Origin of the sequence: Streptomyces klenkii (assembly GCF_003626645.1) — a bacterium.
Classification (GTDB): Bacteria; Actinomycetota; Actinomycetes; order Streptomycetales; family Streptomycetaceae; genus Streptomyces; species Streptomyces klenkii.
In genome coordinates this window covers 92,635-117,609 of sequence record NZ_RBAM01000011.1, presented here as the reverse complement: position 1 = coordinate 117,609, position 24,975 = coordinate 92,635, and the positions used below count along the sequence as shown (strand labels likewise).

General features: G+C 72.7%; 23 protein-coding genes and 1 tRNA gene. 11 read left to right on the top strand and 13 right to left on the bottom strand.

Features of this window, described 5'->3' with window-relative positions; all coding sequences use genetic code 11:
• Positions 1 to 232 precede the first annotated feature (232 nt).
• From D7231_RS25275 to D7231_RS25255, 5 genes are all read right to left on the bottom strand, one after another.
• Positions 233 to 1,465, bottom strand: coding sequence for an acyl-CoA dehydrogenase family protein (locus D7231_RS25275; protein ID WP_120757834.1), 1,233 nt, complete (start codon positions 1,463 to 1,465; stop codon positions 233 to 235).
• 6 nt (positions 1,466 to 1,471) lie between these two features.
• Positions 1,472 to 2,497, bottom strand: a complete 1,026-nt coding sequence (locus D7231_RS25270; RefSeq protein ID WP_120757833.1) for a phosphotransferase family protein — start codon at positions 2,495 to 2,497, stop codon at positions 1,472 to 1,474.
• Positions 2,498 to 2,575: 78 nt separating this feature from the next.
• The gene (locus D7231_RS25265) at positions 2,576 to 3,808 is read right to left on the bottom strand and encodes a Shedu anti-phage system protein SduA domain-containing protein (protein WP_199739453.1); all 1,233 of its coding nucleotides are present in this window, start codon (positions 3,806 to 3,808) and stop codon (positions 2,576 to 2,578) included.
• Positions 3,809 to 3,854: 46 nt separating this feature from the next.
• Entirely contained in the window at positions 3,855 to 4,796 is a 942-nt protein-coding gene (locus D7231_RS25260; protein WP_120757831.1) for an MBL fold metallo-hydrolase, read from the bottom strand.
• A gap of 109 nt (positions 4,797 to 4,905) precedes the next feature.
• The gene (locus D7231_RS25255; RefSeq protein WP_120757830.1) at positions 4,906 to 5,346 is read right to left on the bottom strand and encodes a MarR family winged helix-turn-helix transcriptional regulator; all 441 of its coding nucleotides are present in this window, start codon (positions 5,344 to 5,346) and stop codon (positions 4,906 to 4,908) included.
• Positions 5,347 to 5,488: 142 nt separating this feature from the next.
• On the opposite strand from D7231_RS25255, the gene D7231_RS25250 reads away from it, so the two are divergent.
• Both D7231_RS25250 and D7231_RS25245 read left to right on the top strand, forming a co-directional pair.
• Positions 5,489 to 6,994, top strand: a complete 1,506-nt coding sequence (locus D7231_RS25250) for an MFS transporter (RefSeq protein WP_241999912.1) — start codon at positions 5,489 to 5,491, stop codon at positions 6,992 to 6,994.
• Positions 6,995 to 7,032: 38 nt separating this feature from the next.
• Positions 7,033 to 7,959: an NADP-dependent oxidoreductase gene (locus tag D7231_RS25245; protein WP_120757828.1), complete on the top strand. Its 927-nt coding sequence runs from the start codon at positions 7,033 to 7,035 to the stop codon at positions 7,957 to 7,959.
• Positions 7,960 to 8,168: 209 nt separating this feature from the next.
• On the opposite strand, the gene D7231_RS25240 is transcribed toward D7231_RS25245, so the two are convergent.
• Together D7231_RS25240 and D7231_RS25235 are read right to left on the bottom strand one after the other, a co-directional pair.
• Positions 8,169 to 8,699, bottom strand: coding sequence for an NUDIX domain-containing protein (locus D7231_RS25240; RefSeq protein ID WP_120757827.1), 531 nt, complete (start codon positions 8,697 to 8,699; stop codon positions 8,169 to 8,171).
• 41 nt (positions 8,700 to 8,740) lie between these two features.
• Positions 8,741 to 9,625 (bottom strand): DMT family transporter, encoded by an 885-nt coding sequence (locus D7231_RS25235; protein ID WP_120757926.1) that lies wholly within the window; start codon positions 9,623 to 9,625, stop codon positions 8,741 to 8,743.
• A 409-nt stretch (positions 9,626 to 10,034) separates the two neighbouring features.
• Here D7231_RS25235 and D7231_RS25230 point away from each other — a divergent pair, with 409 nt between their 5' ends.
• Both D7231_RS25230 and D7231_RS25225 read left to right on the top strand, forming a co-directional pair.
• The gene (locus tag D7231_RS25230; RefSeq protein ID WP_120757826.1) at positions 10,035 to 11,036 is read left to right on the top strand and encodes a hypothetical protein; all 1,002 of its coding nucleotides are present in this window, start codon (positions 10,035 to 10,037) and stop codon (positions 11,034 to 11,036) included.
• A gap of 73 nt (positions 11,037 to 11,109) precedes the next feature.
• On the top strand, positions 11,110 to 12,636 hold the full coding sequence (locus D7231_RS25225; RefSeq protein ID WP_120757825.1) for an APC family permease: 1,527 nt from the start codon (positions 11,110 to 11,112) through the stop codon (positions 12,634 to 12,636).
• A gap of 19 nt (positions 12,637 to 12,655) precedes the next feature.
• Here the strand turns inward: D7231_RS25225 and D7231_RS25220 are convergent, their stop codons facing one another.
• Both D7231_RS25220 and D7231_RS25215 read right to left on the bottom strand, forming a co-directional pair.
• Positions 12,656 to 13,066: a (2Fe-2S) ferredoxin domain-containing protein gene (locus tag D7231_RS25220; RefSeq protein WP_120757925.1), complete on the bottom strand. Its 411-nt coding sequence runs from the start codon at positions 13,064 to 13,066 to the stop codon at positions 12,656 to 12,658.
• A 217-nt stretch (positions 13,067 to 13,283) separates the two neighbouring features.
• Positions 13,284 to 13,368: transfer RNA gene (locus D7231_RS25215), tRNA-Leu, on the bottom strand.
• Positions 13,369 to 13,598: 230 nt separating this feature from the next.
• Here D7231_RS25215 and D7231_RS25210 point away from each other — a divergent pair.
• From D7231_RS25210 to D7231_RS25200, 3 genes are all read left to right on the top strand, one after another.
• Positions 13,599 to 14,933: a M20/M25/M40 family metallo-hydrolase gene (locus D7231_RS25210; RefSeq protein WP_120757824.1), complete on the top strand. Its 1,335-nt coding sequence runs from the start codon at positions 13,599 to 13,601 to the stop codon at positions 14,931 to 14,933.
• Between the two features lie 141 nt (positions 14,934 to 15,074).
• A complete protein-coding gene (locus D7231_RS25205; protein WP_120757823.1) occupies positions 15,075 to 15,308 on the top strand; it encodes a chaplin in 234 nt (77 codons plus the stop codon).
• Between the two features lie 155 nt (positions 15,309 to 15,463).
• Entirely contained in the window at positions 15,464 to 16,360 is an 897-nt protein-coding gene (locus D7231_RS25200) for a chaplin (protein ID WP_120757822.1), read from the top strand.
• Between the two features lie 72 nt (positions 16,361 to 16,432).
• Here D7231_RS25200 and D7231_RS25195 read toward each other — a convergent pair whose 3' ends face one another.
• The gene (locus tag D7231_RS25195; protein WP_106678739.1) at positions 16,433 to 16,621 is read right to left on the bottom strand and encodes a DUF5703 family protein; all 189 of its coding nucleotides are present in this window, start codon (positions 16,619 to 16,621) and stop codon (positions 16,433 to 16,435) included.
• A 47-nt stretch (positions 16,622 to 16,668) separates the two neighbouring features.
• On the opposite strand from D7231_RS25195, the gene D7231_RS25190 reads away from it, so the two are divergent.
• Positions 16,669 to 17,448 carry a hypothetical protein gene (locus D7231_RS25190; RefSeq protein WP_120757821.1) on the top strand — a complete coding sequence of 260 codons (780 nt, stop codon included), beginning with the start codon at positions 16,669 to 16,671 and terminating at the stop codon, positions 17,446 to 17,448.
• 39 nt (positions 17,449 to 17,487) lie between these two features.
• Here the strand turns inward: D7231_RS25190 and D7231_RS25185 are convergent, their stop codons facing one another.
• Together D7231_RS25185 and D7231_RS25180 are read right to left on the bottom strand one after the other, a co-directional pair.
• Positions 17,488 to 19,719, bottom strand: coding sequence for a helix-hairpin-helix domain-containing protein (locus tag D7231_RS25185; protein WP_199739452.1), 2,232 nt, complete (start codon positions 19,717 to 19,719; stop codon positions 17,488 to 17,490).
• The gene (locus D7231_RS25180; RefSeq protein ID WP_120757820.1) at positions 19,716 to 20,699 is read right to left on the bottom strand and encodes an aldo/keto reductase; all 984 of its coding nucleotides are present in this window, start codon (positions 20,697 to 20,699) and stop codon (positions 19,716 to 19,718) included. Before D7231_RS25180 ends, D7231_RS25185 begins: the two co-directional genes overlap by 4 nt.
• A gap of 148 nt (positions 20,700 to 20,847) precedes the next feature.
• Between D7231_RS25180 and D7231_RS25175 the strand changes: the two genes are divergently transcribed.
• Positions 20,848 to 21,897 carry an LLM class F420-dependent oxidoreductase gene (locus D7231_RS25175; RefSeq protein WP_120757819.1) on the top strand — a complete coding sequence of 350 codons (1,050 nt, stop codon included), beginning with the start codon at positions 20,848 to 20,850 and terminating at the stop codon, positions 21,895 to 21,897.
• A 266-nt stretch (positions 21,898 to 22,163) separates the two neighbouring features.
• Positions 22,164 to 22,952 (top strand): ferritin-like domain-containing protein, encoded by a 789-nt coding sequence (locus tag D7231_RS25170; RefSeq protein ID WP_120757923.1) that lies wholly within the window; start codon positions 22,164 to 22,166, stop codon positions 22,950 to 22,952.
• Positions 22,953 to 22,981: 29 nt separating this feature from the next.
• On the opposite strand, the gene D7231_RS25165 is transcribed toward D7231_RS25170, so the two are convergent.
• A complete protein-coding gene (locus D7231_RS25165) occupies positions 22,982 to 23,974 on the bottom strand; it encodes a magnesium and cobalt transport protein CorA (protein WP_120757818.1) in 993 nt (330 codons plus the stop codon).
• A 262-nt stretch (positions 23,975 to 24,236) separates the two neighbouring features.
• On the opposite strand from D7231_RS25165, the gene D7231_RS25160 reads away from it, so the two are divergent.
• Entirely contained in the window at positions 24,237 to 24,941 is a 705-nt protein-coding gene (locus tag D7231_RS25160) for a histidine phosphatase family protein (protein WP_120757817.1), read from the top strand.
• Positions 24,942 to 24,975: the final 34 nt, after the last annotated feature.

Here is a 24,975-nt window from a genome sequence, read left to right as displayed (position 1 = left end):
CCCCCCTTAAATGGCCTTTGACCTTGGCCTGATGGCTCTTTACATGGCTTCCCGGTCCGCAAAGAACCAAGCCTGTCCGGGGCCGGGGGCACCGCCCGGCCCGCCGGCCGGAAGGCTGAGCGGGCTTGGCGAAGTCCTGTGCGGTTCGGCCGCGCGCTCGAAGGGGCGCGGGGAACTGCGCGACCAGCCACGACGTGCCCGCAGATGCTGTACTCGGCTTCCAGCGGAGCGCTCAGCGGTACTGCCGCAACTCCCGCCGCGCCAGCGACCGCTGGTGCACCTCGTCCGGCCCGTCCGCCAGGCGCAGCGTCCGCGCCGCGGCCCACAGCTCCGCCAGCGGGAAGTCCTGGCTCACGCCGCCCGCCCCGTGCAGCTGGACGGCCTTGTCGAGGATGTCCACGACCGTCCGCGGGGTGGCGATCTTGATGGCCTGGATCTCGGTGTGCGCGCCGCGGTTGCCCACGGTGTCCATCAGCCACGCGGTCTTGAGCACCAGCAGCCTCAACTGCTCCACCGCCACCCGCGAGTCGGCGATCCACTGCTGCACGACGCCCTGCCCGGCCAGCGGCTTGCCGAAGGCCGTACGGTCCAGGGCGCGCCGGCACATCAGCTCGATCGCCCGCTCGGCCATCCCGATCAGCCGCATGCAGTGGTGGATGCGGCCGGGGCCGAGGCGCGCCTGGGCGATCGCGAAGCCGCCGCCCTCCTCGCCGACGAGGTTCGCCACCGGCACCCGTACGCGGTCGAGGACGATCTCGGCGTGGCCGCCGTGGTAGTGGTCCTCGTAGCCGTAGACCCGCATGGCGCGCCGGACCTCCAGGCCGGGCGTGTCCCGCGGGACCAGCACCATCGACTGCTGGCGCCGGGGGTCGCCGCCGTCCGGATCGGTCTTCCCCATCACGACGAAGATCTCGCAAGCGGGGTTCATGGCGCCGGAGATGTACCACTTGCGGCCGGTGATGACGTACGCGTCGCCGTCGCGCTCGATGCGGGTCCCGATGTTCGTCGCGTCGGAGGAGGCGACGCCGGGCTCGGTCATCGCGAAGGCCGACCGGATCCGGCCGTCGAGCAGCGGCTCCAGCCAGCGCTTGCGCTGCTCCTCGCTGCCGAACTGGGCGAGCAGCTCCATGTTCCCGGTGTCGGGGGCGGCGCAGTTGAGGGCGGTGGGGGCCAGCTGCGGGCTGCGGCCGGTGATCTCGGCGAGCGGGGCGTACTGGAGGTTGGTCAGCCCGGCCCCGTACTCCGCATCCGGAAGGCCGTGCTCGTTGGTGAAGAAGAGGTTCCACAACCCCTGCCGCCGCGCCTCCGCCTGGAGCTCGGCGACGACCGGCGGCGCGGTCCACGGGTCCGCGAGCGAGGCCCGCTGCTCGTCCGCGACGGCCTCCGCCGGATACACGTGCTCGTCCATGAACGCGAGCAGCCGCCCGCGCAGTTCCTCGGTGCGGGCGTCGAATGCGAAGTCCATGGCCGGTCAGCCCTTCCGCAGGGTGGTGAGTCCGTTGTCGATGAAGAGCGGGACGAGCTGCCCGATGCGGTCGAAGCCCGCGCCGACGGTCTGCCCGAGGGTGTAGCGGTAGTGGATGCCCTCCAGGATCACGGCGAGCTTGAAGTAGGCGAACGCCGTGTACCAGGGGAGGGCGGAGACGTCGCGGCCGGACGCGGCGGCGTAGCGCTCGACGATCTCGGCGGGGCCGGGGTGCCCCGGGGCGTCGCGCGTCGTGCTGATGGGGGAGCCGGGGACGGGCTCCTGCTCGCTGTACATCACCAGCAGGCCGAGGTCGGTGAGCGGGTCGCCGAGCGTGGACATCTCCCAGTCGAGGACGGCGGCGACCGTGTCGTCCGCGCCGATCAGGACGTTGTCGAGCCGGTAGTCGCCGTGCACGACCGTGGCGGCGGGGGAGGCGGGCAGCGCCGCGGCCAGGCCGGAGCGCAGCGCGTCGATGCCGGGCAGCTCGCGGTTGCGGGACGCCTCCAGCTGCTTGCCCCAGCGCCGCAACTGCCGCTCCAGGAAGCCGCCGGGCCGCCCGAAGTCCGCGAGCCCGGCCGCCTCCGGATCGACGGCGTGCAGCTGTACGAGCGTGTCGGCGAGCCCGAGCACGACCTTCCGGGCGCGGTCCGGCCCGATCTCCGTGAGCTGCGCCGCCGTCCGGTACGGCGTCCCCTCCACGAACTCCATCACGTAGAAGGGCGCTCCGAGCACGCTCTCGTCCTCGCACAGCAGCAGCGCCCCGGGCACCGGCACCGCGGCCGTCCGGTGCAGCGCACTGATCACCCGGTGCTCGCGCCGCATGTCGTGCGCGGTGGCCAGCACGTGCCCGAGCGGCGGCCGCCGCACCACCCACCGGCCCGTGCCGTCACTGACGGCGTACGTGAGGTTGGACCGCCCCCCTTCGATCAACTCGGCGACCAGCGGCCCCTGCACAAGCCCCGGAAGCTCCCGCTCCAGATAGGCCCGCAGCCGTTCCGGATCGAGTCCGGGGGGATTGCCTTTGCTCATCGCACGCTCCTCGTCAGGGGAGTTGGCCGGTACATCCGCGGGCCATCATGCCGACCGGTCGGTATGCCGTCTAGGGGCCTACGTGGCCCCGTGCCCGAGGGATCGCTCGGCGTTGTCGACGAGCTCCTTGTACGTCAGTACCTCGACCCGGTTCCGGTGGGTGTTGTGCACCCGGAGCGTTTCGTTGAGCACCTCTTCCGGAATCTCCGGATGGGCATGGGGATGCCCTATCAGGACGACACCGGTGGCCCGGCGTGTCTCGTAACCGAACTCCTCCCGGATCCGCTCGCGGTGCTCATCCAGCCCGATCAGATAGTGGACGACTTGCCCCACCGCGTCGTTGACCTCATGGGAGGGCACCCAGCCATTGCGATGCCGTTTGACGAGCCCGTTCTTGAGGCGGGAAGCCTGCTTCAGCTCGACGACATGTAGGGCACCGTCACCGCGGATGAGCGGGATGTCGACCTCGTTTCCTGGAACGAGGCGACGGTGCTCCGCCTCCCCGATGAAGCGGCCGCCGAAGATCCAGTACTGGCCCCGCAGCGCCCGCTGCAGGTCGTGCTCGGAGGCGGTGGGGTCCTCGGCGACCTTCCGCAGGCGGGCGAGGGCCGCAGAGCGGCGTTGCCATTCGGCGGCCCACAGAAGTGTCTGCCCGTCTCTGTCGGCGGCGAGCACGGCGAGGGCTTCCGGCGAGGACGCAATGCGGCGGGCAGCCTCCCCGGCATCTTCGCCGAGGCGTTCCGTGTCGTCCTCGAGGTAGACCCGGTCGCGCAGAACCCGCTGGATCCAAAGGGCGCGCTCGGCACGCCCTTTGGGAATGCGGTACTGGGTGGGGCGGTCGGCAGGCGCTTCGAGGAACGGCACGTCAAGGCCAACGCTCTCGACGTGGGCAAGCAGTTCTCGCGCGGTTGCCTCCGGGCGCCCGTTCAGGAACTCCCGGGCGATTTCTGCCCAGAAAGTGTTGCTGGACCGGATGGTCGTCGTAAGCCAGTCCCGATCCAGCCTGTTGCGCGGGCCTTTCTGGAACAACCGGTATTTCTCCTCGAAGTCCGGCTTGAGGAGCTGGCCCTGCGCGTAGTAGAGGCAGTCCTGGAGTATGCGTACCGTCTCCCATTCGTCGACCTCGGCCGAACGTCTGCGAGCATCAGCGAGGAGGGTCAGCAGTTGTTGACCGCCCCTGTACTTCCTCGTTGTCCCACTGTCCATATAAGCCTGTACGGCATCGATGGCCTCCTGCGCATCCGCCTTCGACGTTGCCGCGCGGGCTTTGCCAAGAGCCTTCTCCAGCGCCCAATCCGATCTCACGTCCATGCACGGCATTGTGCGCCCAGGGTCTGACAACGCCCGCCCAGCAAGGCTACGCGTGGCAGACCATCAGCTTGCCGCCGTTCATCGTCATCATGTCGCCGACGACGGCCGGCAGGTCGAGCGGCTCCCCCAGGGGGCGGCCCTCCAGTTCGGCGTAGGCGCGGTGGAGGTTGGCGACCAGGCGTTCGCTCTCGTGGAGGGCCGCGAACTCGCCGAGGTCGGCCGCGCGGGCGGCCTCCAGGGGGGTGCGGCCGGCGGCGTGTTCCGTACGGGCCAGCTCCTGCAGCCAGTGGAAGTAGCGCTCCAGGACGTCGTACGCGCCGGGGTCGGTGACCGGGCCGTGGCCGGGCACGACCGTCTCGGCGTCCAGTTCGCGCAGGACCTTCAGGGAGTGCAGCGAGCCCGCGAGGGAGCCCATGAGGAGGAAGGGGGTGCCGCCGTTGAAGACGAGGTCGCCGGTGAAGACGACGCGCTGCTCGGGCAGCCAGGCGATGGTGTCGCCGGTGGTGTGCGCCGGGCCCGGGTGGATCAGCCGGATCTCGGTGTCGCCCACGTGCAGCGCGAGGGTGTCGGCGTACGTGACCTCGGCGGGCGTGATCCGCACGTCCCCGTACTCGACCCCGGGCCAGATGCCGTGCAGTTGCAGGCCCGCGTCGAGGGTCTGGCGGCGGCACTCGTGGTGGCCGACGACCGTCGCCTCGGGGAAGACGCAGTTGCCGTAGGTGTGGTCGCCGTGGTGGTGCGTGTTGACGATTGTGGAGGGCAGGGGCGCGCCCGCGTCCGTGACGGCGTCGCGCAGCAGCTGCGCCCGGCGGACGGTGGCCGTGGTGTCGATCAGCGCCGTCCGGCCGCCGCCGGTCACGATCCCCGCGTTGTTCAGGCACCAGCCGCCGTCGGGCTGGACGAAGGCCGTGACGCCGGGGGCGACGGTGACGGTGTAGGGCTCGGTCTGCTCCGCCCCGACGGGCGCGACCGGGCTCGTGCTGCACATGGAAGACCTCCCCTTGCCTCCGCGCGGGGTGCGCGGAACGGACTGCCCGTCAGAATACGGGCGCAGGGGAGGCGGTGCGGAGGGTGCCGGCCGCGGTGCTCCGCGGCTGTCAGCCGCGGTGCTCCATGCCGGGGCGCAGGCGCTCCAGGAGCCCGTACAGCGTCGTGCGCTCCTCCTCGTCGAGGGCGTCGAGCGCGCTGTGGGTGGCCTGCATCTCGGCGCGGACGCGGCGGATGGTCTCGTGGCCCTCGTCGGTGGCGACGACGTTCTTCACGCGGCGGTCGGCGGGGTCGGGCTCGCGGCGCACCAGGCCGCGGGCCTCCAGGCGGTCCACGATGCCCGTGACGTTGGAGGCGTCGCACACCAGCAGGGTGGCGAGCTTGCGCATCGGGACGGGGCCCTTGAGCTGGGCGAGGAGCTTGGCCTGGACGGACGTGAGGCCGTGCCGGGAAGCGGCGGCGGCGAAGTCCTGCCACTGGGCGGTGCCGAGCGCCGCCACGAGCTCCAGGAGCTGGGCCTTGGTCGGGGTCCGGGGTGCGGTGGCGGTCATGCCTCGAGTGTACTCAAGAGGTTGAGGTAATAAAACATTAACTTGACTACCTGAAGTATCCCGGCCTACCGTGGTCCGAGTTGCTTGACGATCTCAAGCATCAATGTCGTGAAGTAACAAGAAGGACTCGAAGGACTTCCCCGTGACCCCCTCACCGGCCTCTTCCCAGGCCTCCTCAGCGGCCTCCCCGCGCAACGAGACGGTCATCGTCTTCGCCCTGAGCCTCGCGGCCATGGTCGTGTCGATGATGCAGACCCTGGTCGTCCCGATCCTCGGCCTCATCCAGAGCGACCTGGAGACCAGCTCCGCCAACGTCAGCTGGGTCACCACCGCGACCCTGCTCTCCGCCGCCGTCTTCACCCCGCTCCTGGGCCGCTTCGGCGACCAGCACGGCAAGAAGAAGACCCTGGTCGCCGTGCTGATCGTCATGGTCGCCGGCTCCGTCCTCGCCGCCGTCACCCACTCCCTGCTGTGGCTGATCGTCGGCCGGGTCCTCCAGGGCGCCGCCACCGCGATCTTCCCGCTCGCGCTCTCCGTGCTGCGCGAGGAGGTCCGCCCCGCGAAGCTGCCCGGCGCCATGGCCATGGTCAGCGGCACCCTCGCCTTCGGCAGCGGCCTCGCCCTCGTCGCCACCGGCCTGCTCACCTCCGGTGACAACCCCGACTACCGCAGCGCCTTCTGGCTGGCCACCGGCCTCGCCGCGCTCGCGCTCCTCGCCGTCGTCTTCCTGGTCCCCGCCACCCGCGAGACCACCGGCGGCCGCACCGACGTCCTCGGCGCGCTGACCCTGGCCGCCACCCTCGTCCTGCTCCTGCTGCCCATCACCCAGGGCCACGAGTGGGGCTGGTCCTCCGGCCGTACGATCGGCTGCTTCGCCGGCGCCGTCGTGATGGCCGCGGTCTGGACGCTGGTCGAGCGCAAGGTCCGCGAGCCGCTGGTCGACATGAAGATGTTCGCCCACCGCCCGGTGCTCTTCGCCAACATCGCCGGCCTCCTCGTCGGCTTCGGCTCCTTCGCCCTCTTCATCGGCGTGTCCTACCTCGTCCAGATGCCGGAGAAGATCGCCGGCTACGGGTTCTCCGCCAGCGTGCTGCGCGCCTCCGTCGAGTACCTGCTGCCCAGCACCATCGTGTCGCTGCTCGCCGCCCCCGTCGGCGGCCAGCTCGTCCGACACAAGGGCCCCCGCCTGGTCCTGCTGCTCGCCTCCCTCATCGGCACCGCCGGCTTCGTGTGGATCGCGCTCGACCACGAGCACACGGTCTCCGTGATCGCCGCCGGGATGTTCGTCGGCGCCGCCATCAGCTTCGGCTACGCCGCCATGCCCGCCGTGATCGTCGCCAGCGTCCCGCCCCGGCAGACCGGCATCGCCAACGGCATCAACTCCATCTCCCGCTCCACGGGCAGCGCCATCGGCAGCGCCATGATCACCACGGTGCTGGCCTCCAAGAGCCTGGAGCACCTGCCGCCGGGCGCGCCCAAGCTGCCCGCCGAGAGCCAGTTCACGCTCACCTTTGTCATCGCCGGCACGGCGTTCCTGCTGGTCGCGTTCGTCGCCGGGCTCGGCCTGCGGAAGATCCACGCCCGGCCCGCCGAAGTGGCGGCCCACGCCGCCGCGGCGGACGCTGAGACCGCACCCGCCGGCGCCTGACGCGCGCGCCCCACACCCCCCCGCGAGGAGCACCACCCATGAAGGCCATCAGCTACCGGACCTACGGCGGGTCCGAGGTCCTCGAATACGGCGAGCGGCCGAACCCCAAGGTCGGCCCCGACTCCGTCCTGGTCAAGGTCAAGGCCGCCGCGGTCAACCCCGTCGACTGGAAGGCCCGCGCCGGCTACCTCGACCCCGCCCTCGACGCGGTCTTCCCCGTCATCCCCGGCTGGGACGTCGCGGGCGTCGTGGTCCGGCCCGGCGCCGACGCCACCGAGTTCGCCGAGGGCGACGAGGTCATCGGCTACGTCCGCGAGGACTTCCTCTCCCGCGGCACCTTCGCCGAATACGTCGCGGCGCCCGTACGGACCCTCGCGCGCAAGCCGAAGAACCTCACCTTCGAGCAGGCCGCGGGGCTGCCGCTGGCCGGGCTCACCGCCTACCAGGCCCTGGTCAAGGCGCTCCGGCTGTGGGAGGGCGAGACCGTACTGATCCACGCCGCGTCCGGCGGCGTCGGCAGCATGGCCGTCCAGGTCGCCCGGCACTTCGGGGCGCGCGTCATCGGCACGGCCGGCGAGCGCAACCACGAGTACCTGCGCTCCCTCGGCGCGGAGCCCGTCCTGTACGGGGACGGGCTCGCCGAGCGGGTGCGGGCGCTGGCTCCGGAGGGCGTCGACTCCGTGCTCGACCTCGTCGGCGGGGACGCGCTCACGGTCTCGCCCGGACTGCTCACCCACGGCGGCCGGCTCGCCTCCGTCGCCGACCCGGCCGTCATCGGCCTCGGCGGCCGCTACGTCTTCGTCCGCCCGGACCGCTCCGACCTCACGGCCCTCGCCGACCTGGCGGAGAACGGCAAGCTCACGGTCGAGGTGGCGAAGACGTTCCCCCTGGAACGCACGGCGGACGCCCACCGCCTCAGCGAGGAGGGCCACACCCGCGGCAAGATCGTAGTAACGGTCGACTGACCCCGCGCCGCGGGCACCTGCGGTCGGCGGTGTTCCGGGCGCGGCCCGGAAGCCCGGTGCCGGCTGCGCACCGTTCTTCCGCCGCAACGGCGATCAAGCCCCACGGCGGCGTCCGGCGGTGCCGTACCCGCCGTGGCCGGGTCCGGCGCCGCCAACCGGCCGCTCGCCGCCGCAGCGGCAGAACCGTACGGCACCCCGCCCGGCAGGGCTCACCGCTGCCGCAGCCGCCGGTACGCCTCGAAGCCGTCCGGGACCCAGTCCCACTCGCCGAGCCGGGCCTCCAGCTCCCCCTCGGAGAGGAACCCGTGCCAGGCGACCTCCGAGACCTGCGGGCTGACCGCCAGGTCACACCGCACCTCGTACACCGCCGACCACCACGATCCCCCCTCCCCCTCGTAGAGGAACCGGAACAGCGGCGTCGGCGCCGGCAGCCCCGAGACGCCGAGCTCCTCCTCGGCCTCCCGCAGCGCCGCCTCGTCGTAGGACTCGCCCGCCCCGACGACCCCGCCCACGAACACGTCGTAGCGCGAGGGGAAGACCAGCTTCCCGGCGGTGCGCCGGTGGACGAAGATCCGCCCCTCGCCGTCCCGGGCGAGGACGAACACACAGCGGTGACGCAGCCCCCGCGCGTACGCCTCCCCGCGCGGGGCCCGCCCCACCACCCGGTCCTGCTCGTCGACGATGTCCAGCACCTCGTCCGCGGGCTGCGGCGTCTGAGACCGCGGTGTCTGATCGCTCATGCGCCCATGAAAGCAGCGAGGGCGAGCCGTAACGCAACCGCTCAGTGCGGCTGGAGATCCCGCACCCGGTCCACCTCCGCCGTCCCCGACGGCATCGCCGGATGCCGCCCGATCAGCACGATGCCGATCACGATGGCCACCAGGCCGGTCACCTGCCAGGCCAGCGCCCCGGGCGAGGTGTCCAGCCGGTCGCCGAGGAACCCCACCCCGCAGGCGATCCCGGCCAGCGGCTGCGCCGCGGTCAGCGCGGGCAGGGACATCCGCAGCGGGGCCGTCTCGAACGCGCTCTGCACGAACAGCAGCGCCGTCAGGCCGAGCGCGAGCACCGCGTACGGCTGCCAGCTCAGGAAGAACGCCGTCAGGCCCTCCTTGGACAGCTGTTTGCCGCTGACGCGCGTGAGGGCGTCCTGCACGCCGTAGAGCATCCCGGCGGCCACCGCCAGCAGCGGCGCCTCGATGCTCATCCGGGCCCGTTTCGAGGCCGCCGCCAGCGCGAGCGCGCCGCCGATCATGATGCCGATGATCAGCCAGTGCCGCAGCGGGTCGGTGACGGTGGCGCCGCCGTGCGGCTGACCCGCGACGATGAAGGCGGCGACGCCGCCGGCCAGCAGCCACAGCCCGCCCCACCCCGAGCGGCCCAGCGGCTGGCGGGTCTGCCAGCGGGAGAGGGCCATCGCGAACAGCAGGTTCGTCGCGAGGAGGGGCTCGACCAGCGAGACCTCGCCCTGGCTCAGCGCGATCGCGCCGAGGACCATGCCGCACACCATCATCCCGATGCCGGTCAGCCAGCGCGGCATCCGGACGAGGTCGAGCAGCAGCCGGAGGGAGAGGAAGTCGCTCATCGGGGCCCGCTGCGCGGCGTTCTGCTGGAGGACGAAGCCGATGCCCAGGCAGCAGGCCGCGCTCACGGCGAAGGCGAAGACCATCACGTCGCGCACCTCAAGACCATTCGGTTCAAGACCATTCGGTCGTCGGGGACTTGACAGAAAAACGATAGCCGCCTTGTGGGCGGTGTGACGCCCGAGTACCCCTCTTTCGGGCGGCCATCCCCTCCAACGGTCGACACCGCCGGGGAGTGCCCCGCCGTTCGTCGAACTGTTGTTCACGGGTTAGATGTGCGAGTGAGTGGGGGTGAGCGCGGCGGTGCGGCGGCGCCGGGGAGTGAACCCCGGTAACCGGAACTGACTGCTGGTGAGTTGATGACATGTCAGCCCCAAGATCGGGTCTTGACTCGGAGTAGTGACTACCGCTTTGCTGTGCGTGACTGACGTGGATGCATGCGGACGCCCCGACCAGGCGGCCGGAGGGGACGTACGCCGTGGAGGAAGCCCGCAGATGACGCCCCCGCCACCCCTGGGGAGAGCGGCCCGGTCTGCCCGCTCCCGGAACAAGGACGGAGCGACCTTCGACCCCGCCCTCGACGACGGCGAACTCGCCACGGTCCGTGACGCACTGGCCCGTGGCCGCTGGACCGAGGCCCGCCGGCTGCTCGCCGAGACCGGCGACGACTGGGACCGCCGCGGCCACCGCCTCGTCGTCCTCGCCGAAGGCCCCGCGAGCCTGGCCTGGGCCCGCGAATGGCAGCTCGCCGAGCCCGACAGCCCGGACGCCGCGGCCCTCCTCGCCTGCGCCACCGTCTTCCGCGCCGTGGGCGGCAAGGACAGCCCCGAGACCGCCCGCGCCGCGTGCCTGGTGGCGGCCAGGATGGCCCCCACGGACCCGTCCCCCTGGCTCGCCGTCCTCATCCTCGCCCGCCGCACCGGCACCGACGACGAGCGCGTGCGCGCCTTCGACCAGGTCCGCGCCCGGCACCGGGACCACCACCACGCCCACCACCTCATGGCCGCCTGCCTCGCCGAGCACCAGGAGGGCGACCGCGACGACCCCCTGCACGAGGTCTACGACTTCGCCTCCTGGGCCGCCGAACAGGCCCCCGCCGACTCGCCCCTGGCCGTCCTGCCCGTCGTCGCCCACGCCGAGCGCTACCGCGTCCTCGCCCGCGCCGGCCTCGAACCCGGCGACCCCGCCCGCTCCGGCCACTGGACCAGCCGCCGCGCCCGCCAGGTGATGAAGGCCGCCTTCGACTGGTGGCTCGAATGGGACATAGACGAGAACGACGAGCACACCGGCGCCTGCACCGGCAGCGCCCACCCCCGGCGCAAGGTCGACCTCAACTACCTCGCCCACGCCAAGCTCCATGAAGGCCGGCTCGCCGAGGCGGCGGCCCTGCTCACCCGCATAGGACCGCACGCCACCCGCGCGCCCTGGTCCTACCCCGACCGGGACGCCGGCCGGGCCTTCCAGGACGCGCGCCGCGCCGCCCTCGGCTCCGCCTGACCCCCGCCCGGCAGCCCGCGTCACCCCCCCGCACCACTGTCCCCGCTCTCCCCACGGGAAGGACCACCCCGCCATGACGACGGGCACGACGAGCGAGATCAGCACCTTCAAGGGCCAGGAGAGACGCCTGCGCGCCGACCGGATAGGGCTCCCCGGCCTGCTCCTGTCCGTGGTCGCCGCCAGCGCGCCGCTCATGGTGACGGCCGGCGTCATGCCCACCACGTACGGCACGATGGCCCTCGTCGGGCAGCCCCTGCTCTTCGTCATCCTCGGCGTGGTGCTGACGCTCTTCAGCTTCGGCTACGCCGAGATGAGCCGGCACGTCCACAACGCCGGAGCCTTCTACGCCTACATCGCCCGCGGCCTCGGCGGCACCGCCGGCGCGGCCGCCTCCGTCGTCGCCCTCGTCGCCTACAGCCCCATGCAGTTCGGCATCTACGGCATCTTCGGCTACGAACTCTCCGGCCTGCTCGACAAACACCTCGGCATCTCCGTCGCCTGGTGGGTCCCCGCCCTCGCCGCCGTCATCGTCGTCGGCGTCCTCGGCTGGCTGAAGATAGACCTCAGCGCCAAGGTCCTCGGCGTGCTGCTGCTCATCGAGTGCGTGATGGTCGTCGCGTTCGACGTCGCGGGCGTCGCGAGCCCCGGCCCGGAAGGCGTCTCCTTCCACGCCTTCGACCCCGCCACCCTCGGCGGCGGCGGCCTCGGCACCGCCCTCTGCTTCACCATCGCCGCCTTCGTCGGCTTCGAACAGGCCGCCGTCTACGCCGAGGAGACCAGCCGCCCCAACGTCGTCGTCGCCCGCGTCACCTTCCTCGCCGTCGGCTTCGTCGCCCTCTTCTTCGCCGTCAGCTCATGGGCCCTCAGCGTCGCCGCCGGGCCCGGCAGCATCGTCGGCCTCGCCCAGGAGCAGGGACCGAACCTCCTCTTCGGCCTCACCGAGGACCGGCTCGGCGGCACCTTCACCGACCTCATGCACGTCTTCTACGTGACCGGCATGTTCGCCGCCATGCTCAGCTTCCACAACGTCGTCGCCCGCTACGCCTTCGCCATGGGCCGCGAGGGCCTGCTGCCCGCCGCCGTCGGCCGCACCTCCCGCGCGAGCGGCGCCCCGGCCTACGGGTCCCTGCTGCAGAGTGGTGTGTCGCTCCTCGCGGTGCTCCTCTTCGCGCTGACCGACGGCCGCCCGCACGGCGACCCCACCGCGCCCGTCCTGCGCCTGTTCACCTGGAGCGGCAACGTCGGCGCGCTCGGCATCATCGTGCTGATGGCCGCCGCGTCCGCCGCCGTCATCGCCTTCTTCGTACGGCGCGGCGCCGCGCGGGCCCAGGCGCCCCGCCTCGTCGCCTCCGGCGTCGCCGGCGCCGCCCTCCTCGTCATCGCCGCGTACGCGGTCAAGGACTTCGACGTCCTCCTCGGCGCCGACCCGGGGTCGCCCCTGCGCTGGATCCTGCCCGGCACCATCGGCGCGGCCGTCGTCGCCGGCATCGGTTACGGCATCGTCCTCAAGTACGTGCGGCCCGGGGTGCACGGCACCATCGGCCTGGGGAACGAGGCCTTCCAGCTGGAGAAGGCGGCCGCGGCGGCCGAGCGCGGATAGCCGGAGGGGGAGGGGCGGACTACCCCTCCACGGCCTTCCCCACCCGCCGCGACACCGTGAACGCGTACAGGTCCAGCACGCCCGGCGGATCCGCCAGCCCCGGCCCGCCGGCCCGGATCCAGGCGGCTATGTCCGCGAGCGCGTCGTCGTCGTTGACCAGCCCCAGCCACACGGGCCGGCCCCCGGCCGCCCGCCCCGCCGCCGACGGCTGGACGACCACCACGTTCGCCTGGTCGCACACGTCCAGGCACTCGGACGCCCGCACCTGCGCGGCATCGCCCAACGCCGCCCGCAGCCGCGGGATCTGCCCCGCGTGGTCGACCCCCGGCACCTTCCGCGCGTCCCCGCAGCAGCAGCCGCGGCAGACCGTGACGCGGCAGGGGGCGGAGGAGACCGCCGGCGCCGTGCGCCGGGACTGGTTAGTGATCATCCGCCAGATGATACGCACGGGCCGTCCGGGCCCGGCCGCCGCAGAACGCGCCCGTCCCGGGCCGGCCCGGCGCATGCGAAAAACCGGGGGGCTGTGTGACGTGCGTCTCCGTACGGCTGCGAGCGCAGGGATCGTGAACGCCGGGGATCGTGAGCACAGGGATAACAGCTCACAGGCATAACAAAAGAGCCCCAGCATTGCTGGGGCTCCTTGCCGGTGTCCGAGGGGGGACTTGAACCCCCACGCCCGATAAAGGGCACTAGCACCTCAAGCTAGCGCGTCTGCCATTCCGCCACCCGGACCAGGTGTTTTGTCTTCCAGGCCGTTGCCCTTCCGACGAGGAAAACAATACCAAAGATCTGGGGGTGGTCGATCACGTGGCCGGTGGGGGCGGCGCGGGCGGGTGTGACGGGCGGATGTCGGGAGCATTGCGGCCTTGGGCTGCGGCGGGTGGAGAGAGAGGATGGCCGAGGACCCACGCCGCGGACCGCCCCAGCAGGCGGGCCGCGGCAGCGAACCAGGAGGAGGCAGCGTGAGCGAGTCGAAGCCGGCCGGGGCCGGGGCGGGCAGGGGTGGCGAGGACGAGGTCGTCGACCTCTGCCGCGATCTGATCCGGATCGACACCAGCAACTACGGCGACCACTCCGGGCCGGGTGAGCGCGCCGCCGCCGAGTACGTGGCGGAGAAGCTCGCCGAGGTCGGGCTCGAACCGCAGATCTTCGAGTCCCACAAGGGGCGCGCGTCGACGGTGGCGCGGATCGAGGGCGAGGACCCCTCGCGGCCCGCCCTGCTCATCCACGGCCACACCGACGTCGTGCCGGCCAACGCCGCCGACTGGACCCACGACCCCTTCGCGGGCGAGATCGCGGACGGGTGCCTGTGGGGCCGCGGCGCCGTGGACATGAAGGACATGGACGCGATGACCCTCGCGGTCGTCCGCGACCGCATGCGCACGGGCCGCAAGCCCCCGCGCGACGTGGTGCTCGCCTTCCTGGCCGACGAGGAGGCCGGCGGCGTCTACGGCGCGCGGCACCTGGTCGACAAGCACCCCGGGCTGTTCGACGGCGTGACGGAGGCGATCGGCGAGGTCGGCGGCTTCTCCTTCACGGTCAACGAGAACCTGCGGCTCTATCTGATCGAGACGGCCCAGAAGGGCATGCACTGGATGCGGCTCACGGTCGACGGCACCGCGGGCCACGGTTCGATGACCAACAAGGACAACGCGATCACCGAGCTGTGCGAGGCGGTCGGCCGGCTCGGGCGGCACGAGTTCCCGGTCCGGATGACCAAGACCGTGCGGTCCTTCCTCGACGAGCTCTCCGACGCGCTCGGCACCCCGCTCGACCCCGAGGACATGGAGGCGACGCTCGCCAAGCTCGGCGGCATCGCCCGGATGATCGGCACCACGCTGCGCAACACCGCGGCCCCGACGATGCTCGGCGCCGGGTACAAGGTCAACGTGATCCCGGGGCAGGCCACGGCGCACGTGGACGGAAGGTTCCTGCCGGGCTACGAGGAGGAGTTCCTCGCCGACCTCGACCGCATCCTCGGGCCGCGGGTCAAGCGCGAGGACGTGCACGCGGACAAGGCGCTGGAGACGAGCTTCGACGGCAAGCTGGTCGACGCGATGCAGTCGGCGCTGAAGGCGGAGGACCCGATCGCGCGGGCCGTCCCGTACATGCTCTCGGGCGGCACGGACGCGAAGTCGTTCGACGACCTGGGCATCCGGTGCTTCGGGTTCGCGCCGCTCCAGCTGCCGCCGGAGCTGGACTTCGCGGGCATGTTCCACGGGGTGGACGAGCGAGTTCCCCTGGAGGGCCTGAAGTTCGGCGCACGGGTTCTCGACCGCTTCCTCGATCAGTGCTGAATCAGGGGCTAAACTCCGTAAGTTTGTGCCGAGTTAACCGTAACGAGTGAATGATTCGAGGGTTGCGTAGCCCGATTACCTCCTCGTCGTTACAGGTGTGCGGTCCGCGGCTGGGACCGCATTGCCAACAAGGAGGAATCCATGATCAAGAAGGTCGTCGCTTCCGCGGCCGTTACCGGTGGTCTCGTGCTCGCGGGTGCTGGCCTTGCCGCTGCGGACGGTCAGGCTCAGGGGGCTGCCGTCAACTCGCCCGGCGTGGTCTCCGGCAACGTCATCCAGGTCCCGGTCCACGTGCCGGTCAACGCCTGCGGCAACTCGATCAACGTCGTGGGCCTGCTGAACCCCACGTTCGGCAACACCTGCGTCAACGACTGACGTCGTGCCTCAACCCGTAAGGGTCTGACATGGGCGGCTCCGGAGTGACATGTGTGCACTCCGGAGCCGCCCGGGCTTTCGATGCGTGAGCAGTGGGCACTTTGTCCCTATTGCTGGCGCGTATCCGTATAGCGCAAGCAGAGAGGCAGGACTTCATGCGACAGGTCACCAAGAAGGGCCTGATCACAGCAGCGGCGGCGAGCGGCGTGCTCGCGGCCGTGACCGGCAGCTACGCCCAGGCGTCCTCGGGCGCCTCGGGCCACTCGGTCAACTCGCCCGGTGTGGCCTCCGGCAACACCATCCAGGCTCCGGTGCACGTGCCGGTCAACGCCTGCGGCAACACGGTGAACGTCGTCGGGCTGCTCAACCCCGCGTCGGGCAACCACTGTGTCAACGGCGGCGGTCACCACGGCGGCGGCCACGGCGGTGGCAACCACGGGCACGGCGGATCCGGCGCCCACGGCGCCGCCGCCGACTCGCCCGGCGTGGCCTCGGGCAACACCGTCCAGGTGCCCGTCGACGTGCCGGTCAACGCCTGCGGCAACAGCGTCAACGTCGTCGGCGTGGGCAACCACACCACCGGCAACGACTGCGCCAATGTGGGCCAGGGCGGGCACGAGTGGCCCGGCCACCCCGGTCACAAGCCCCCGCACAAGCCCGGTGACCACGACGGGGCCCACAAGCCGCCGTCGCACCCGGGCCACCCCGGCGGGCACGACTGCGACCACAAGCCGCCGGCCAAGGACCACGACAAGCCGGCCGGTCACAAGCCGGGCGACCACACCCCGGGCCAGGACAAGCCGGGCGAGCACGCCCCCGCCGGGCACAAGCCCGCGCGGACGGATGCCGCTCACATCCCCGCCCCCGCGGTGAAGGACGCCCACAAGGGCGCCCCGATGGCCGCCCCGGCCATGGCCGCCGGTCCGGCCGCCAAGGCCGTCGAGCTCGCGCACACCGGCGCGGGCCAGCTGGGCATGGCCGGCGCCGCCAGCGCCGGTCTGCTGCTCGGCGGCGCGGTCATCTACCGCCGCGCGCGTGCCGGGCAGAACTGACCCGGTCGCTCGCAGCAGCGGCTGAACGGCACGGAGCGGGTCCCGCCACGCGGGGCCCGCTCCGTCTGCGTGTCACCAGGTGGCGCGCACCTGGCGGATGATCCTGCGGCGCAGCCGCACTCTGCGACTGCCGTCGGGGTAGAGGCGAAGTCGGTCCAACTCCCAGTGTCCGTACTCGGCGTGATCGGTCAGCAGGCGTGTGGCGGCACCCCGGGAGACCCCCCGTGGCACATACACATCACAGAATTCGTATTCCGGCATCGCATCTATTGTGCGGGAACGGGCCTGGTGCGGATAGCGTCTGCACTATGTCTGATGCTGCGCAGCCATCCGCTGCCGAGGTACGCGCCGCCGCCGAGGCGGTCAAAGCCGCTCTGGACCGCCACCTCGACGCCGTCGAACGCCGGTCGGGCGAGGACGACCCGGCCGTCTACGCCGCGTTCAACGACCTGGCCGCGACAGCCGAGGCCTACGACGAGCTGCTCTACGACGTCTACGACGAGGTCACGCCCTTCGAGATCCCCGGCGACGACACCCTGCCCGCCTACGCCGGGCCGGAGGAGCCGAGCGCGCTCAGCGTCATGATCCGCAGGGACTACGCCGTGGTCGAGCCGCAGCGGCTCCTCGCCCAGGCGCAGCGCGTCGCCGACCTCGACCCCGACGTCGACACGCCGCCCGGGACGGCGGCCGCGGCCGTGGGCAATGTGGGTGGCAGCGTGCACGCCGCGCTCGGAGTGATCTTCGGTGAGTACGAGCCGGACGAGATCGCCTCGCGGCACAAGGAATTCGGCCTGGAGGAAGGCGACTCCACGCTCTGGGTCACCGCGGCGGAGGATCCCGCCGAGCCGGGGGAGTGGCTGGCGGCGCCCTTCGAGCAGGCCGACCCGCAGCGGGTGATCTGCCGTTTCGACGTCAGCGCGGTCTTCGACGAGGAGCAGGATCTGGACGACGACGGCGACGACGATGCGGATGACGTCGACGACGTCGATGACGGGGACGACGTCCTGGACGTGGACGCCGACGACGATGCGGACGGCGCCCCGGAGAGAGGGGGCGGCGGCGGGCCGGCCTCGTCGCCCAAGCGCTGACCCGCTCCGGGCCCGGGCAGATGCCCGGGCCCGGACGCCTTACTCCGCCGGACGCACCTGGGCCCGCAGCAGGGCCCGCAGCCGGGTCGTCCGCTCCTTCGCCGGGACCTCCGCGACCGCGCGGGGCAGCGCCTGGTCCACGCCGTGCACGACGGACAGGTGCTGTCCGGCCCGGCCGAAGGCCGTGTAGACCCACGAGCGCGTGAGCGTGCGGGCCGCGTCGCCCGGCAGGACGACCACGGCCGCCGGCCAGCGGGTGCCGGCCGCCTGATGGGCGGTGACCGCCCAGCCGGGGCGGACCATTTCGGCCACGCGCTCCCGCGGGACGAGCACGGAGGAGCCGCCGCAGTCCAGCCGGAGCCCTTCGGGCTCCGCGGCGGTCACGGTGCCGGGGACCATGCGGCCCGGCGCCGGCACGTACGCCACGCGGTCGCCCGGGTCGAAGCCGCCGAACCGGCCGGGGCCGGGATTCAGCCGCTCCTTCAGCGCCGCGTTGAGCGCGCGGGTGCCGGCGGGGCCGCCGTGGCCCGGGGTGATCACCTGGGTCTGTCCGGCAGGCACGCCGATGGCTCGCGGGATCGAATCCGCGACCAGCTGCACTGTCCGGTGCACGGCCTCGCCCGGATCCCGCACCGGGACGATCACGACTTCCTTGCCGGGGGCCGCCGGCTGCGTCAGCTCGCCCACGCCGATCCCCGACACCAGCTCGCCGACCGGGCCCTCGTCCGGCGTACGGGAGACGACCGCCGGGCAGGCGCGGGCCGCCACCACGTCCGCGAAGACGCGGCCCGGGCCGGCGGACCACAGGACGGCCGGGTCGCCGCTGAGCACCAGGCGGGTGCCGTCGGGGAGCGACTCCACCAGTACGGCCGCCGTCTCGACGTCGAGCTGCGGGGCGTCCAGGACGGCCAGCACGTCGAGGGCGAGGGCGCCGTCCTCGTCCCGGCCGGGTCCCTCCGCGCCGGAGAGCAGGCCCGCCACCGTCACCGCTTCCGGGTCGCCCGCGGCCGCCAGGCGCCGGCGGCCGTCCTCGGTGTGCGCGGCGGCGCAGGCGCGTAGGCCGAGGGAGCGGGCCGCGGCGACCAGGGCGGCCGGCTCGGCGCGGGCCGCCTCGCCGCCGCTGTGCGTGACGAGGCCCGCGGCCGCCGCGGCGCGGATCAGCTCCGCCGCGGAGGGTGTGGGGGCTTCGGCCACCGCCCCCTCCCACTCGGCTTCGCCGGCCGTGAACGTGCTGATCAGCCGGGCCAGGCCGTCGGCGAGGCTCTCCTCCGCCATGGCGTAGCGGTCGAGGCCCAGGAGCAGGCGCACCGGGACCTCTTCGTCCTCGCCCTGGGGCGGGGCGGAGCCGGGCGCGGGCTCCACGGCCTCCTGGAACACCAGGACCGTGCCCTCGGCGATGGCGGATTGCAGGGCCTCGTCAGGGTCCGGGACGGCGTGCTGGGTGAGGGCCGCGGTCAAGGCCGGCGCCTCCAGGACCGTGTGGCCTTCGAGCGCGGCGCGCTCCAGCAGCCAGCCGGTCAGGGCCTGGGCCCGGCGCTCGTCCCCGGGGCCGGCTTCCGCGCCCAGCAGGGCCCGCGCGAAGCCGTCCGCCTGCTCGGGCCGTACGCCCGGGACGGCCAGCAGCCGCCAGGGGTCCTCCTGGAGGGCCTCGGCGGCCTGCTCGCCCAGGGCCTCGGCGACCGGCACGGCCAGCGACTCGGGAGCGCCCCCGGCGCCGAGCACCTGTCGCACCCCGGTGAGGCCTTCGGCGTCGATGCGGGGGGCCGCGGCGGCGGCCGGCGCGGGGGCGGGTGCCGCCTGGCGGGGCGCGGCCTTGCGTGCGGGCGCGGCCCGCGGCGCCTCCGTGAAGAACGAGGCGGCGGCCCGCTCCCCGCTCTCCACGGCCCGAACGGCCGCGGCGAGCGCCTCGGCAACGGCACTCTTGGGCGCCCCGGCCGCGGGGCGCTCGGCCGACTGGGCGTCGGGCGCAACGGCACTGCCGCGCGAGGGAGCGGCGGGCTCGCCGTCAGGAGTGGCGCCGGCTTCCCCCGGGAGCTCGGCGGCCGGGGCGGCGGGCGGCTCGTCGCCGGAGGCCGGGTCCGTGCCCGGAGTGGTCCGCGCGGCCTCCAGCGCGTCGGAGGACTCGGCACTGCCGCGCGAGGAAATGGCGGGCTCGCCGCCAGGAGCGGTGCCGGCCTCCACCGAGGCCTCGGCGGCCGGCTTCTCGCCGGGGAGGGCGGGGCCCTCCGGCGGTTCCGCGGCGGGGTCGCCGGGGTGGCGATCGGTGTTCACAGGGTGCTCCAGTCCTGATCGGGATAGCGGTGCACGGGCGCCGAGACATCGTCCAGCGCCCGGAAGATCTCGTCGGGAAGCGTAAGGCTCTCCACTGACAACGCGGCCCTGAGCTGCTGCGCCGTGCGCGCGCCGACGATCGGGGCGACGACTCCGGGGCGGTCGCGGACCCAGGCGAGGGCGACCTTCAGGGCCGTCGTGGCGAGGCCGTCCGCCGCGGTGGCGACGGCGTCGACCACGCGGCCCGCCGTCTCGTCCAGATACGGGGCGACGAAGGGCGCCAGGTGCTCGGAGGCGCCGCGGGAGTCGGCGGGCGTCGTGTGGCGGTACTTGCCGGTGAGGACGCCGCGGCCGAGCGGCGAGGAGGGCAGCACCCCGATCCCGAGGTCGAGCGCGGCCGGCAGCACCTCGCGCTCGATGCCGCGCTGGAGCAGCGAATACTCCATCTGGGTGCTGGCCAGCCGGGTACGGACACCGGGCGCGGCGAGCTGCCACGTGGCGGCGCGGGCGAGCTGCCAGCCGCAGAAGTTGGAGACGCCGGCGTAGCGGGCGCGGCCGCTGGTGACGGCGATGTCGACGGCCTGGAGGGTCTCCTCGACGGGCGTGTGCGGATCGAAGGCGTGGATCTGCCACAGATCCACGTGGTCCGTGCCGAGCCGCTCCAGGGAGGCGTCGAGCGCGTCGAGCAGGTGGCCGCGCGAGCCGTCGAAGCGCCGGTCGGGATCGGGGACGCTGCCGGACTTGGTCGCGATGACCAGGTCGCGGCGCGGCACCAGATCCTCCATCAGCTGCCCGAGCAGATACTCGGCCGCGCCGTCCGCATACACGTCCGCCGTGTCGATCAGGGTGCCGCCGGCCTCCCAGAACGTCTTCAACTGCTCCGCGGCGTCGCCCTCGTCGGTGTCCCGGCCCCAGGTGAGCGTGCCGAGCCCGATCCGGGACACCCGCAGGCCCGTACGGCCGAGATGCCTCAGTTCCATGAGCGCTGAGATTACTGGCCGCGGCCCGCGCCGTGGCCGCCTGTGGACAACGCCCCACCGGCCGACCGGTGACGTACCCCGGGGCGGCGCGCTACAGTCCCCGCAACAAGGACGTTACTGATCAGTAAGGGGAGTCGGCATGAGTCGCATGAAGCTCGGGATCAACCTCGGCTACTGGGGCGCGGGGATGGACGCCGACAACCTCGCCGTCGCCCGCGAGGCCGACCGGCTGGGCTACTCGGTCTGCTGGGCCGCCGAGGCCTACGGCTCCGACGCCGCCACCGTCCTGTCCTGGGTCGCCGCGCAGACCGAGCGCATCGACGTCGGCTCGGGCATCTTCCAGATCCCCGCCCGGACGCCCAGCATGACGGCGATGACCGCCGCCACCCTCGACTCGCTCTCCGGCGGCCGCTTCCGGCTCGGCCTCGGCGTGTCCGGCCCGCAGGTGTCCGAGGGCTGGTACGGCGTGCGGTTCGACAAGCCGCTGGCCCGCACCCGCGAGTACGTGGAGATCATCCGCAAGGCCATGTCCCGCGAGCGCCTCACGCACGAGGGCGCGCACTGGACCCTGCCGCTCCCCGACGGCCCCGGCAAGCCCATCAAGCTCACCGTCCACCCCGTCCGCGAGCACATCCCGCTGTACATCGCCGCCATCGGCCCGAAGAACCTGGAGCAGACCGGCGAGATCGCCGACGGTGCGCTCCTCGTCTTCTTCGCCCCCGAGCACGCCGAGGAGACCACGCTCGGAGCGCTCCGCGCCGGCCGCGCGAAGGCCGGCAAGGACCTCGACGGCTTCGACCTCGTCCCGACCGTCCCCATGGCCGTCGGCGACGACATCGACGGCCTGGCCGACCTCTTCCGCCCGTACACCGCCCTCTACGTCGGCGGCATGGGCAGCGCGAAGCAGAACTTCTACAACAAGCTGGCGCAGCGCATGGGCTACGGGAAGGCCGCCGCCGAGATCCAGGAGAAGTACCTGGCCGGGGACAAGGCGGGCGCCGCCGCGGCCGTCCCCCGCGACCTGATCGACTCCACCACGCTCATCGGCTCCGTGGACCGCATCGCCGACCGTATGCAGGCCTACGCCGCGGCCGGCGTGACCACCCTGTCCCTCGCCCCGGCCGGCTTCACGCTGGACGAGCGGATCGCGAGCCTGCGGGCGGGCGTCGAGGCCCTGGAGCGCGCCGGCCTGGCGTAACGCGCGGAAGCCGACGGGAGAAGAGCGAAAGCTTAGGGAGAAGAGAAGACCAGCGGCCGTGGTGGGGGCTCGGGGGCCTTCCCCGCCACGGCCGGTACAGAAGACAACGCCCGTACGGGCGCCGGGTTACGCGCCCGGCACGGCCTCCGGCATCGCGCATTCGGCCGAGTGGACACCGCCCCCGATTGCCGCTCCGCAACGATGGCACTTGACTCGGGGTTCACGGGACACATGCGCAATGCGCCGTGAACGGAGGTGTGTCCGTCATGCTCTCGGCCAGAAGCCTGTTCCAGGAGATCCTCGGCAACGACGAGGCGTACCGGCTCTTCTGCTCCATCGCCGCCAGCGGCGAGGCGCAGGGCGGCTGGGAGAACGGCCGGATCGCCGCCCTCGTCCCGGAGGAGCAGCGCGCCCTCGCACCGAAGATCGCCCGGCACGGCGCCGACGAGGACAAGCACGGCCGCATCTTCCACGCCCTGCTGCGCAAGCGCGGCCTCGAACCCGTCCCGGTGCCCGACGGCACCGACTACACGATGCTCCTCGAACGCCGCGGCATCGGCCTGCCCCACACGCTCCTCCACGGCGAGAAGCCGCTGACCGAGCAGGACGTCGTCACCTACCTCGCGCACAGCCGCGTCACCGAGCAGCGCGCCGCCGACCAGATGGAGATGCTCACCACGCACTTCGGCGACCACCCCGAGGTCGGCAGGGCGATCCGGATGATCGCCCACGACGAGGTCAACCACCTCTCGTACTGCCACGAGGAGCTGCTGCGCCTGGCGCGCGAGGGCCACGGCCGGACCATCCGCGCGGTCCTGCGGGAGAGCGCCCGAGCGGAGATCCGCGTCTACCGCGACGTCAGCCTGGCCGTCATGGAGCACATGGGGGCCGTCCTGCGCTGGTCCCGGCCGAAGGCGCTCGCGCTGTCCCTCGGCATCCGGGCCCTGTACGCCTACGAGCGGCTGGCCGGCTGGCGGCGGATGGTCACGCTGCGCATGCCGGAACACCGCGACGCGCTGGGCGGAGCCCCGGTTTCCGAGCCCGAGTTCGCCTGACGAGCGGGGGGGGGGGGGCGGTACCGCGCTCACAACCACCCGCGCCGCTTGAACAGCCGGTGCAGCCAGAACACCAGCCCCGCCATCACCACCACGACCGCCGGATAGCCCCACGGCTGCCGCAGCTCCCACATGCGGTCGAAGTTCATCCCGTAGATCCCGGCGATCATCGTCGGGACGGCCGCCATCGCCGCCCACGCCGAGATCTTGCGCATGTCGTCGTTCTGCTGGACGCCCATCTGCGCGAGGTGGGCGGACAGTATGTCCGACAGCAGCCGGTCCAGGCCCTCGACCGACTCGTTCGCCCGCATCAGGTGGTCGTTCACATCGCGGAAGAAGGGCTGCGAGCGCTCGGGCACGAACGGCACGCCCGCGCCCGCAAGCCGCGTCATCGGCTCGGCCAGCGGGGCCGTGGCCCGCCGGAACTCCAGCACCTGGCGCTTGAAGGAGTAGATCCGCGAGGCGGTGTTCCGGGTGTCCCCGCCCAGCGGGGCGAACACCTCCGCCTCCAGCTCCTCCAGGTCCATCTGGAGCTCGCCCGCCACCTCGATGTAGTGGTCCACGACCGCGTCGCACACCGCGTACAGCACGGACGTGGGCCCGTGCCGCAGCACCTCCCGCTCCTGCTCCAGCCGCTGCCGCACCTGGGCGAGCGGGCTGCCCTCGCCGTGCCGCACGGTCACGACGAAGGAGTCGCCGACGAACAGCATCAGCTCGCCCGTCGTGACGGTGTCCGCGTCGTCGTCGTACGTGACGGGCTTGAGCACCAGGAACAGCGAACCGTTGTAGATCTCCAGCTTGGGCCGCTGGTGCGCCTTGAGGGCGTCCTCGACCGCCAGCGGGTGCAGGTTGAACTCGCTGGTGATGAGGTCGAACTCCTCCTCCGTCGGCTCGTGCAGCCCGACCCACAAGAAGGAGTCGCCCGCCGCCCGTGCCTCGTCCAGGGCGTCGGAGAAGTCGGCGGGGCCTTCGGTGCGGCGTCCGTCCCGGTAGATGGCGCAGTCCACGATCACGCAGGGCATTGTGCCGCCGATTCGCCCGGAGCACACGTCGCCTCCGGCGTGGAATTCGCCTCTTGAGGGCCGGGGCACGGTCCGGCACCGCCGGTCTCCCGCGTCGTGGCGTCCCGCCGCTGCGGCGGGGAAGAACCCGGCAGGCACCGCCGCCGGTCGAAAATGCCAGCCGCCGCGGCGAAGCACAGCCACGGTGAAGGCCGGTGCAATCCGCGGTCATCCGTCCGACGCGCCCGCCCCCGTCCGCCGGACAGGCAATACCCTGGCGGTCATGCCCACGCTGATCCTGGTCCGGCACGGCCGGTCCATCGCCAATACCGGTGGAGTCCTCGCGGGACGCACCCCCGGCATCGCCCTGGACGAGCGCGGCACCGCCCAGGCGGCCGCCCTCCCGGCCCGGCTCGCGCGGGTGCCCCTCGCCGCGGCCGTCACGAGCCCCCTCCAGCGCTGCCGCGAGACCCTGGCGCCCCTCCTCGCCGCCCGCCCCGGCCTGCCCCTGCACACCGACGAGCGCGTCGGCGAGTGCGACTACGGCGACTGGTCCGGCCGCAAGATCTCCGAGCTCACGGACGAACCCCTCTGGGAGGTCGTCCAGCGCCACCCGTCCTCCGCCGCCTTCCCCGGCGGCGAGTCCGTACGGGCCATGCAGGCCCGCGCCGTCGACGCCGTACGGGACTGGAACGCCCGCATGGAGGCCGGGCACGGCCACGACGCCTGCTACCTGGTGTGCACGCACGGCGACATCATCAAGGCCCTCGTCGCCGACGCCCTGGGCCTGCACCTCGACCTCTTCCAGCGCATCGCCGTCGACCCCTGCTCGGTCACCGCGATCCGCTACACCCGGCTGCGCCCCTTCCTGGTGCGCCTCGGCGACACCGGCGACCTGCGCGGCCTCGCGCCGCACGAGGAGACGCCGGGGCAGGCGCGGCGCCCGGAGGAGGACGGCGTCGTGGGGGGCGGGGCGGGGGCACCGTGATCGCGGCGCGCAGTAGGGTGGTGGCGCGGCAGGA